We start from the raw sequence: 10,769 nt of genomic DNA, 5'->3' as shown, positions 1-10,769 counted from the left end.
GCAACGTATAAAACGTTACCTTAGTAACTTTAACGCTCATTTAAGGTTGGCTTAAGGTTCGGCGGTTTATATTAACACGCGCGCTTACTCAGATCACTTTAGAATTAACGCTGATTTGTAATCAATTTTTTACCATTAAACCAAAGGAGGACGTTATGAAATCAGTTGTGTGGATCCTTTTAGTTGTAGCATCATTTTTTCCAGCAGGATGTGACAAGGAAGATGGTGTTGATCCTTCAAATCCGGCCGACTCGCCCTACGTGGTGACGATCGATCCCGCCGACTTTTTTCCGGGAGATTCGATCACGGGTAATTTATATTTCCCGCTTTCGGTTGGAAAAACACTGACGTATGAAGGTGAAGACGAGGATGGCGTTCCCGTGACCGTAGAAGAAATCATTACTGACAGCCTTAAGACCATCATGGGCGTGGCATGCCGGGTTGTACGCGCACGAGAATATGAAAATGACGTGCTGGTAGAAGATACGTATGATTGGTACGCGCAGGATCGCGACGGCAACGTGTGGTATTTCGGGGAAGATACGCACGAGATCGAGAATGGCGTTCCGGTGAATTCCTCCGGCTCCTGGACGGCCGGCGTCGACGGCGCATTGCCTGGAATTATTATGCTCGCAGAACCTTTGGTCGGCGTATGGTACCGTCAGGAATATTATAAAGGAGAAGCTGAGGATGTGGCACAGGTGTTGAGCATAGGCGAAACGCTGACCGTGCCGTACGGAACTTTTACCAATTGCCTGCGCACATTAGAATACGCACTACTGGAACCGGGCATTGAAGAGAATAAAATTTACGCCCCGGGAATCGGTCTATTACGCGCGGAAGGAACCAAAGGCGAAGGCGGATACGAAGACCTGGTTTCGATTACGCCCTAGACCTGATGCAGCTGGGAGTTTTAGTATTACAGCGACCTGTAGGCATGAATTATTAAAGAATGTTCGATCCGATCAACTTGGAGGTGTATAATGAACTTGTTAATCTCATTTCTATTCACCTTCTGCGTATTCGGAAATTACCCCGTAGAAGCAGCAGGAGACAGCAACCGCATCATAGCAGATAGAAAAATAGCGACTACCGCCCAAACCAAGGCTCCCGGCGTCATTAAAGGAACGGTTCTTGACAAATCGACTCGGAAACCTCTGGTCGGAGCGAATGTAACTGTGGAGAACACCCGATTGGGCGCCGCCACGAACCGAAAAGGAGCGTTTCTTATTTCCAAATTGTCTGCGGGAAACTACACGCTGCGCTTTAACATGATCGGGTATGCTGAAATACTTCACCATGTCGAGGTAAAGGGAAATGACACATTAGACATTAATATTGTCGAGATGGAAGAGCAGGCCATTCAGCTAAAAGAGCTTGTCATTTCCGCAGGAAGCTATTCGCTGATGGACGTTAAGCCGTCCAATCAAACCTTGACGCATGAAGACATCCAGATGCTCGGATGGGCGGAAGATATTACGCGCGCCGTGCAGAGGGTTCCCGGCGTCTCCGGCAACGATCTCGCGGCGAAATTCTATATTCGCGGCGGCGACGTGGACGAAGTTTTGGTGATGATCGACGGCATGCAAATTTACAAACCGTTTCATCAAAAAGATTTCGGAGGAGGGCTTTTCAGTACCATCGATGCGGAAACCATAGAAAGCGTGGATTTTTCCACCGGCGGCTTTACGGCGGAATACGGCGATAGGATGAGCGGCGTCCTCAATATGACCACCAAACAACCTAGACCCGGTGAGAAAAGCCAATCGGCCGTTGGAATAAGTCTTATCAATTCACGCGCATTCTCTATGCGAAGCTTCAATGACGGCAGGAGTTCATGGATGATCTCCGCCAGAAGAGGGTATCTCGATATTCTGAACCGGATGATGGGTAACGAATTTAAACTTAATCCTACCTACTACGATATTCTTGGAAAAGTTGAGCATAAACTTTCTGAGAAACAGGCCATTTCAGCTCATGTTTTCGTTGCAGACGATACGTACAAACTGGATGAAGAGGAATTAGAGCCTGGGATAACGGTTCCCAATATCGATTTCTCCGATACGCACTACGGCAGCAAGTACGGCTGGCTTACCCTGAAGTCGTATTTCCGATCGAACTTATTTGCGCGCAGTATGATCTATGGCGGTCTGTTGAACCAAGATCGGTTCTGGAATAATTTTGACAACGATCCCAAAGCACATTTTAACAGCGGCACGATCAACGATACCAGAGATTTTAGATTTTTTGGATTCAAGCAGGATTGGAATTTTGAACCTTCAGATAAATTCTTCGTCAAGTTCGGGTATGATATGAAACGATCGCATGTAGATTACGACTATTCCAAGAATATCCGAAACGAACTGCTGTCTCCCGGCGACACGATTCTAAACCGGAGCGTGTTGTTTAACGCTCAGAAGAAATTGTCCGGAAGTCAGTTCGCATTTTATTTATCAACCCGATTTCGCGTTTTGCCTCCTTTGACGCTGGAAACCGGCATCCGGTATGACCACGCGTCCTACACGCAGGAAAATTTATGGAGCCCAAGGCTTAATGCGCTCTATGCGGTTACGAAAAAAACATCGCTGAGAGGCGGATGGGGATATTATTATCAGACACAGGCTCCGGACGAATTAAGAATTCAATTTGAAGAAACGTCAATGCTTCCGGCTCAGAAAGCAGAGCATTTTGTGTTCGGCGTAGATCACCAATTTGATAACGGACTTTATTTCCGCAGTGAAGCGTATTTGAAAAAAATCACCAGGGTACCGGTCACCTACGCTACGTTAGGCGCCGATATCGACGAATTTTATCCCGAGTCCAGAGACGATTTGGTCAAACTAACGGTCACTAAAGCAACGGCCAAGGGGTTGGAGTTCTATCTGAAATACGATTCCGGAGAAAAGCTGTCATGGTGGCTGAGTTATGTGTTATCGAAAGCTACCGACGATGTAACCGATGTTACTTTTGCCGGGAATATGACCGCACGAACCGGCGTGCAGTCCCGGCCGTGGGATCAGCGGCATACGCTTAATATAGACGCCTATTATCGCCTGAATCCGGGATGGCAGTTTAATCTGGCGTGGCAATACCGCAGCGGCTGGTCATTTACTGATTTCGACTTAGTACGTTTGCAAAGGCCGGACGGATCGTATGCTTATTTTCATGATTACGGAACATTTAATACCAGCCGTTATCCGTCGTATCAGCGCCTGGATGCACGAATCAACAAATATTTTTATACGTCGAAAGGAAAAATCACTCTTTTCCTGCATGTGATCAACGTTTTGAATCACACGAACGTCAGCGGGCAGGATCATGAAATATCATCTGCCGATGCAAGCGATTTTACCTGGTATAAGCAAAAAGAAAAATGGCTCGGCATCACGCCGTTTGTGGGAGTCGTTTGGGAGTTTTGATTTGGAAGCTGATCATATTCCAATATATCTTGGCACACGTTTTTTATACTCCAGCCAGGCCGATCCGAATTTGTTTTCTAAATATTCTTCTTCTTTAAGAATAATGGCATGGTGAATTATTAGCGCGGTCATAAACAGTAAGATATTCAGAACATGAATGGCATATAAGCAGGAACCGATACACATCAGGATGCCTCCCACATAAACGGGGTTCCGGCTGAATCGGTATAGTCCGCGGGTCTTGAGGGCGGTCTGCCGGTCGGGAAGGCCGACCGCCACGGATTCTCCCAGATGAAACAACGCGAAGCCGGCCAAACAAAAGCCCGTAACGAGCAGCATTATTCCAATGATCGATGTCGCACGGCTACTATAGAGCAGGCTTATCGGAACTATGATGGTTATGAGGAAAAAGAATCCGGAGGCTATGAATGCTAACTTTCCAACTACAAACAGGAACGGGTTAATAGGGCTTCGACCGATCATGCCGCTGATTTTGTTCGTTCTCATTTTCCCTGTCCGTTGAATTCCACACCAAATAAAAGCAGTTCTTCATCGGTTCCCGGATAGACGACTGTACCTTCCTCGCGTAAGCCGATTTTTTCGAGCAGATGAATGGAATTCACATTTTCTCTGACGGTAACCGCAACGATTTTCGCCAATCCCAATTGTCTTTGCCCGTACGATAGCACGGCCGACGCGGATTCATAGCCGTAACCTTTGCCTTCGAATTCCGGCATCAGGGCGAATCCAATATCCGGATCTGGCAGAAAGTCCCTTTTGATCAGTCCGCACATGCCGATGGGCGCCTTTTCGTTTTTCAATTCCATTAAATAAAGTCCGAAACCATTATCCGCATAACTTTTGACCGGGCCGTTTTCAATGTATTTTTTCGCGTCGTCTAAATTTTTCACCCCACGGTCGCCGATAAATTTTAACCACGCCGGTGTGTTAACCAATTTCAAAATAAATTCCGCGTCATGGGAATTCAATTCACGGATGATCAGACGGTCCGTTTCAAGAATCTGTTTCATAAAACATCGGTTATGTTAGTGAACTCATTTTGTAAGGATGTGATCGGCTATTATCTGCTATATCCTCGTCCCCGCAAAAACAAATCCGATACTAACGCTGAATGTAACATTTTTTTTGGCGTAAACCATTGCCGGCAGTGCGACGACTTTATTACCGTCTCCGTTGGTATATATAAGGGGTAATCCAATACCGATTGATCGTACATTATCATCATCCGAGTCCTTATTGCCGTTATCGTCTTCTAACGTTGATTTTATCATGTCATAGCCGAATGCAACATACGGGATAACGGATGTTTTTGTTGAAATAGAAAATCCCCGGTACAGCTTTAGAAATACTCCATACGATTTGGATGACAGCTTCAGGTCTTCATCATCTAAGTCTTGTGAGGAGTGTGTTGCCCACTGACGGTTAATGCCCATGATAAAAGAGACATACTCTTCATTCTTATCATGGAATGCTATGTAGGGAGTTATACCGGTTGTCTGAATTCTGGAACCAAATTCCGGTTTCGGCGAAGTGGTTCTTCCGATGTCCACACCGCCTTCAAATATCGTTCGGTAAGAAAATCCGGCCGTCCCGAAATAAGACCTTGCGCCTTCATCTTTTGAGTACCCGAAGCTGAAGATCTGTCCGCTTTGTCCGGGCTTCAGATATTCACCCTGACAAAAGGCGGACGACGAAATCAAGAGCGACAGCAAGCAAAAGAAATGTCTTTTCATAAGGTATCCCTTAGTTGAGTAATATAGACCGCCAATAGTATTTATTTCATCCTACATATCGGGCAAGGCGTACAAAGTAATACTGATCATCCTTCACAAGCTCAAGCCCGATAAGCGTCTATTTCAATATAAGTAATCAGAAAAAATAGATCGACGCGGTGATCGCGGTTGCTGTATTGACATTCGTTCCTCCGGGATTCCCGAATCGATAGGAGTTTTTATCGGACACAGTGCTATTTACTTGCGCTTCGATACCAATACTGAAATTTGGATCGAAAAAATAGTCGGCGCCCAAGCCAAGGCCGAACCCGAAATCCAGCCACGACGAATCGTCTGTTTTCGATTCCAATCCGAATAAGGAAGCTCGGCCCGTGACGTACGGAGCTACTTTAGTATTACGGAAATAACGTTTGACCGATGCGCCGAAACCGAATTCTGTCCCTGCGTCCTCAACATAAATAACTTTGAGAGACGGCGCGAGAACGAAATATTCCGACGTGCGAATGGGTATAGAAATATCGAGTTGTTCCTTTTGAAGCGAAGTGGACAAACCGATCTTTCTTTGAATCACTTGATCTTGGGAGAAAACGATATTCGTCGCGAACATCATACAAAACAATACATAGGTTGCCTTCATAAATCTCCTTAGTTACAAATATTGGTTTTAATTCCGAGCGGAATATCCGAACAGTCATGGTATACGAACATATCGGTAAAAAGAAAATCATCATCCGTTTGAACAAAAACCCGATAGAATCCAGGTTTAACTTTATTTCCCTGATCGTCTTTCAAATCCCATTGAACATGATTCAGAAATGAACCAAGATAATTCTGTTTGGGAAACGTCCTGACAGAAACCCCCGGAATAACCGCATATTGTCCGCCGCTATACGTAGTGAGCAAAACGCTATTCTCGATGGATGCAGAAGTGATCCAAACCGTTCCCTCTGCGGATTCTGGCAAGATGAATCGAATGTCTGTAAAAATATTGGTAATGCTGGGAAACGTCCCGATATTTCTCCGCCCGACGGGTTGCGCCAGGTCTCGACAATAACAAAATCATTAGTGACATACAGTCCCGTCACTACCGGCGGCTGAAAATCTGGTGTCCGCATGGGCACATCACCGCCATCGCGGCAGGCGACGATGCTTGCATACAAAATAAAGATCCATACAAAGATAAGTTTCATAAGTTTTCTGCTCCGAATTAATGTCAATCCGTTTTTTTAACCGTCCAATCGCCGGCCCGCTCAGCGCGAACAAGTTTCCATCCCGCATTCAATTCCAGTTTCCATCCATCGCCTTTGACCGCACGATCATCTGTTATTCCACTTGCAGTAACCCGAATTTCAGACCAATTTGAATTAACCAGCGCGCCGCCGCTTTCGACGGTTAATACCCCCCACACGTCTACCAATCGCGTTGTCGGATACACCGTACCCAGTTCACCCATCGGCTGTACCGTATTGGGATCAAATTCGATATTCGCTTGCTGAAGCGGCATGATCAGCGCCGGGCCTTCCACCAGTTTGGCTTTAAAGCCTGCCGTGCGCTTTTTCTGCGCGTTGTCCCGCTCCGTTTCAGCGGTCAGCAGCGCGTCGTAGTTGTAGTTCTTCCCGCGCTGTATCAATGCGTCTTTCGTCATCACCGGTAGCTTCGCAGCATAGGCTTGTTGAAGGAGAACACCAAAATCGCTGGCCGGCTTGAGTCCTTGGCGCCAATTCATGCCCGCTTCATCGAGCAATAAACCATACGCCGGTCCTGACGCATACGCGAAGGAACGAACATAACTTTTTCTGTTTTCGAATCGTTCCAGTTCCGCCGCCGCGTATTCCAAAACGCCGGAACCCGAAAGTCCGCAGAGTTTAAATCCCGTATATTCAGCAACACCTTCGTTTATTTCGAGAGAACGTTCATCGGCCGCCGCATTGGGGAACAGCGATTGCCGGTACGTTCGAAAGGCCAGCGCATCTTCAACAGCCGCGAGCCGCGCGGCGCCGGAGGACATCAGCGCTTTTCCCAGCGCACGCCATTCCAGGCGCATCCACAATCGTCCTTCGGGTGTGTCTAAATGAACGTTGGGCGGGTTCGTCATCGGCAAACCGAGTTCATTCTGCACGCGATGAAACGATTCATGCGCCATCAAACGCGCGCGGTCATTCACATCCTTGGGCAGCGGCCAGATGATCATGGTCCACTGGACTCCGGCCCAATCGATCGACGTGTTCGCAATGATCTTATCCGTTGGGAGAGACCCGAAAAAGACGCCGTCTTTTTTTGAAAGGAATCCTTCCTGATCCGGCTGATTGGCTACAACCGTTCGCGTCGACGGATCAACGAATATCACCGGCCCGTTTAGCGCTACGCCCCAAAGAGCGCCGGCGTCCTTTTGCCCGATGTCCTGCATTTCCGTAAAATAGTGATGCGCCAGAACCGGATCGATGGGTTGTTCTTGTGAGTATAGCGGAATGGCTGTGCTTATCATCATTCCAATGATCAACCGTATCATTTTATCTCCAATGTGTAAGTTCTGTGACTTTAACAAAAATTCGTAGCCTGATTTTTAATGAATAACATGTAACAATGTGCTTATCAGGTTTACTCACCTACGTCATGGTGAGCCCTTCGGCAGGGCTCAGGACAGGCTTGTCGAACCATGACCAAGTTTAGTAAAATCAGTCTTCGACTTCGCTCAGACTGAAGAGTTCTCTTTCATTTGTGAGCCAACCCGATAAGCACATTTAATAAATACCAAAAAATGCTTAGGTGTTCCACTTTTACGTTATTCATTTCTTGTTATATGTTTTTCATTTTTTGTCATATGGTCTCTTTCTCAATCAAATCCCATTTATTCCCATATAGATCTTTGAAAACAACGACCCAGCCATATGGCTCGCGCCTAGGTTCCTCGGTAAACTCCACACCGGCCTTTTTCATTCGTTCATAATCACCGCGAAAATCGTCCGTGTGCAAAAATAAAAACACCCGTCCGCCCGTCTGATCGCCGATACGCGATTGTTGTTTTTCATTCGCCGCTTTGGCTAACAATAAACTGCATCCGTTTCCTCTCGGCGGCGCTACGACCACCCAGCGTTTCGTATCGCTGAGTTTCGTGTTTTCCACAAGAACAAACCCTAATTTCTTCGTGTAATATTCTATCGCTTCATCGTAGTCTGAAACAACGATGGCAACATGTGCGAGTTTTTGGGACATAAAAATTTCCACGGTAGGCTGTATGATCTTTGAGAGTAATGAATATTTATGTTAATGAGCAATAGTTTTCACATCACGTCAACTTCAATGTCACCGTAGGTATTGAATGTTGTGTCGCCGTACAAAAATGTTATAATACACCGGTAGAGGCCGTCCGGAACCGTTTCCCCGTCATCGCCCTTTAAGTCCCAAAGGATCGTATGAAAACCGGACTGGCGAAGTTCGCTCTCGAGCAGGGTTCTGACAATTTTTTTCGAGTTCCTGATCTGAAAAGTCACTCGCATGGTATCCGCCAGGCCGAACTTAAATTGTAACGGGCCCGTTACCGGGTTCGGATAAGGCGGTGAAATGGACGGTTCATTTTCAGACGGCGCGGACGAGCGCATCACCCAGTCGTCTTCGTCGACCGATAAAATATTTCCATTGGCATCGGTGCGCGTGATTCCTTTGATCTCGTTGTCGTTTTTGTCACAAGATATGATGATCATCAACACAATGAGAATAAGCGCAAAGTGGGTCTGATTATATTTTCCCTGTTTCTCCATAAAATGGATACCTTTCAAAAATGAGCAATGCAAACGATTCATTCCAACGTGAAATGGGGGTTAGGGGGATTTAACCCCGTTGCAGGTAGAACCATTCAAACACAAAATTAAATCTATATTTCAAAGAACAGAGATTCGTACACAGATTACACCAATCCCCCCGGCCCCCTTTTCAAGGGAGACAGGCTGTGTCACTTCGAGTGAAGTGTAGCGAACGAGAAGTTCTCGTTTGCCAATAGCACTCTCGAACTGACATACTATAATTTCAAATCACCAACACGTGTTTCGCTTTCGGTATTCATTCCCCGTCGCTTAATAACCGCCCCCCACAAAAATAAATCTTACAAACTAAATTAGTACGCGCCCCCGCCTTGGCAAGGCGGGGGAGACAGGGGGCGGTTCTCACTTCACCCTCTCCATCATCGGATCCCACGCCGGCAGCGTCGTCGCTTTTAACTTGAACGCGTCCATCACATCCTTCGGAATATATTTCCTGTGAACGACCACTTCCTGCACGTAAAGATCGAACCACTCATCCATCATGATAAAATACCCGTTCTTCCCTTTACTGTCGCCCCAGGAATTCTCCACCAGCCATTTTTTCACTTTCCCGTTAACGATGTCGATGCCCGTAAAAACCATATTATGCGTAGGAATGCTCGAGTACGTCTCAAATAATTCTTTCCTTGTCATGGTAAAATCGATCCCGTACAGCGACTTGAGATCGTAGATCCCCGGCGTCATCAGGCCCTTGTCCCAATTGGATTCCTGCCCTACGTCGCAGCCGAACCATACCGCATTGCTGTCCTCCACGGACTTGCGCGCGACGTCCTTCAGCACCGCGAGATCGCAATTGACAAAATATAAATTCGGCTGATCGCTGATGATGCGGTTCAGGTCGATCTCGAATTTTTTATTGAAGGCCAACGTCGGAACGGAATAGAGCGGGTAATAATCGTCCAGTTCGTCCCCGATCGCGTCGCGGTAGAATTGCTGCGGCGTGTACGTCTTCAAAGGCGAGAGTTTATCCTCCGCCGTCATATACCGCCAGGTGAATTCTTTCGGCGGCGTGCCAAAATTGATCACAAGAATGCGGTACACATCCTTGAGCGCCTGCATCTTGATCTCGGCGATTTTCTTGTCGCTGGATTCACTGCGGATTTTCATCGCCGCCTGCTTGAGCCGCAGGCTGAGAACGTGGATCACGTGCGCGGAATTCGACGCGCTGTGCGTTTCCGGCATGACGTCCTTGGGCACGACGCCGTATTTTTTCACCAGCGCGGTGAAGCCGTGCCAATTCTGCCCGTCCTGCACGACCTGCTTCATCAGGTTCTCGACCGACCGCTCGGTGTAAAGCTGTTTCCTCGTCTCGATGACGGCATTCAGAAAAAGATTGGCCTTCTCGAGTTTTTCATAGAAATACAGATATGCCTGGGACAATTCGATATCCCGGCAATTCAGCCGGCTGGTCACCGAAGGACGTACGATATTCAGCCCGGAAAACATCCAGCAGCGGCCGGTGCTTTTCTGATCGGTGATCTTCTGATCCTTCAGGCGAATGGAAAAATACGGATCGACGCCGGCGATCTTTTCCCAATTCTGGCTGACGACCTTCCCGTCCGTCTGCGCCATCGCATTCTGAGCCGCTTTCAGCGGCTCGTCCTCTACGCAGGACTTCTCAAGCTCCGTCAATGTCGCCGGATCGATATGGGTGACGGTTTGAGCGGGGAGGTGGAGGGTGAAGATGAAAAGAAATGTGATGATGGGGAGTGTTTTTTTCATGTGCTTACTAGTTAAAATATGGATGAGTTATTTTTGATTAAGGGATGTGAAGGAAG

General features: G+C 47.2%; 11 protein-coding genes. 2 read left to right on the top strand and 9 right to left on the bottom strand.

The window, feature by feature from the left end; all coding sequences use genetic code 11:
* The first annotated feature begins 155 nt into the window (after window positions 1–155).
* Both F9K33_01935 and F9K33_01930 read left to right on the top strand, forming a co-directional pair.
* Entirely contained in the window at window positions 156–893 is a 738-nt protein-coding gene (locus tag F9K33_01935; GenBank protein KAB2881257.1) for a hypothetical protein, read from the top strand.
* 90 nt (window positions 894–983) lie between these two features.
* A complete protein-coding gene (locus tag F9K33_01930) occupies window positions 984–3,419 on the top strand; it encodes a TonB-dependent receptor (protein ID KAB2881256.1) in 2,436 nt (811 codons plus the stop codon).
* Between the two features lie 12 nt (window positions 3,420–3,431).
* On the opposite strand, the gene F9K33_01925 is transcribed toward F9K33_01930, so the two are convergent.
* The 9 genes from F9K33_01925 to F9K33_01885 all read right to left on the bottom strand — a co-directional run bounded on the left by F9K33_01925 (window position 3,432) and on the right by F9K33_01885 (window position 10,713).
* Entirely contained in the window at window positions 3,432–3,926 is a 495-nt protein-coding gene (locus F9K33_01925) for an isoprenylcysteine carboxylmethyltransferase family protein (protein KAB2881255.1), read from the bottom strand.
* Window positions 3,923–4,450 (bottom strand): GNAT family N-acetyltransferase, encoded by a 528-nt coding sequence (locus F9K33_01920; GenBank protein ID KAB2881254.1) that lies wholly within the window; start codon window positions 4,448–4,450, stop codon window positions 3,923–3,925. Before F9K33_01920 ends, F9K33_01925 begins: the two co-directional genes overlap by 4 nt.
* Before the next feature lie 57 nt (window positions 4,451–4,507).
* Entirely contained in the window at window positions 4,508–5,173 is a 666-nt protein-coding gene (locus tag F9K33_01915; GenBank protein ID KAB2881253.1) for a hypothetical protein, read from the bottom strand.
* Between the two features lie 136 nt (window positions 5,174–5,309).
* A complete protein-coding gene (locus F9K33_01910; GenBank protein ID KAB2881252.1) occupies window positions 5,310–5,810 on the bottom strand; it encodes a porin family protein in 501 nt (166 codons plus the stop codon).
* Window positions 5,811–5,818: 8 nt separating this feature from the next.
* Window positions 5,819–6,136 carry a hypothetical protein gene (locus F9K33_01905; protein KAB2881251.1) on the bottom strand — a complete coding sequence of 106 codons (318 nt, stop codon included), beginning with the start codon at window positions 6,134–6,136 and terminating at the stop codon, window positions 5,819–5,821.
* A 250-nt stretch (window positions 6,137–6,386) separates the two neighbouring features.
* Entirely contained in the window at window positions 6,387–7,682 is a 1,296-nt protein-coding gene (locus tag F9K33_01900; GenBank protein ID KAB2881250.1) for a hypothetical protein, read from the bottom strand.
* A 308-nt stretch (window positions 7,683–7,990) separates the two neighbouring features.
* Entirely contained in the window at window positions 7,991–8,386 is a 396-nt protein-coding gene (locus F9K33_01895; GenBank protein KAB2881249.1) for a VOC family protein, read from the bottom strand.
* Between the two features lie 68 nt (window positions 8,387–8,454).
* A complete protein-coding gene (locus F9K33_01890) occupies window positions 8,455–8,931 on the bottom strand; it encodes a hypothetical protein (GenBank protein ID KAB2881248.1) in 477 nt (158 codons plus the stop codon).
* Window positions 8,932–9,333: 402 nt separating this feature from the next.
* Window positions 9,334–10,713: a hypothetical protein gene (locus F9K33_01885; protein KAB2881247.1), complete on the bottom strand. Its 1,380-nt coding sequence runs from the start codon at window positions 10,711–10,713 to the stop codon at window positions 9,334–9,336.
* Window positions 10,714–10,769 lie beyond the last annotated feature (56 nt).

The sequence above is a fragment of the bacterium genome, assembly GCA_008933615.1.
In the GTDB taxonomy this organism is placed as follows: domain Bacteria; phylum CLD3; class CLD3; order SB21; family SB21; genus SB21.
This window is presented reverse-complemented; position numbering and strand designations above follow the sequence as displayed.

Coding starts and splice junctions, on each gene's coding strand:
- F9K33_01935 (KAB2881257.1), top strand. CDS start 156: ATGAAATCAGTTGTGTGGATCCTTTTAGTTGTAGCATCATTTTTTCCA.
- F9K33_01930 (KAB2881256.1), top strand. CDS start 984: ATGAACTTGTTAATCTCATTTCTATTCACCTTCTGCGTATTCGGAAAT.
- F9K33_01925 (KAB2881255.1), bottom strand. CDS start 3,926: ATGAGAACGAACAAAATCAGCGGCATGATCGGTCGAAGCCCTATTAAC.
- F9K33_01920 (KAB2881254.1), bottom strand. CDS start 4,450: ATGAAACAGATTCTTGAAACGGACCGTCTGATCATCCGTGAATTGAAT.
- F9K33_01915 (KAB2881253.1), bottom strand. CDS start 5,173: ATGAAAAGACATTTCTTTTGCTTGCTGTCGCTCTTGATTTCGTCGTCC.
- F9K33_01910 (KAB2881252.1), bottom strand. CDS start 5,810: ATGAAGGCAACCTATGTATTGTTTTGTATGATGTTCGCGACGAATATC.
- F9K33_01900 (KAB2881250.1), bottom strand. CDS start 7,682: ATGATACGGTTGATCATTGGAATGATGATAAGCACAGCCATTCCGCTA.
- F9K33_01895 (KAB2881249.1), bottom strand. CDS start 8,386: ATGTCCCAAAAACTCGCACATGTTGCCATCGTTGTTTCAGACTACGAT.
- F9K33_01890 (KAB2881248.1), bottom strand. CDS start 8,931: ATGGAGAAACAGGGAAAATATAATCAGACCCACTTTGCGCTTATTCTC.
- F9K33_01885 (KAB2881247.1), bottom strand. CDS start 10,713: ATGAAAAAAACACTCCCCATCATCACATTTCTTTTCATCTTCACCCTC.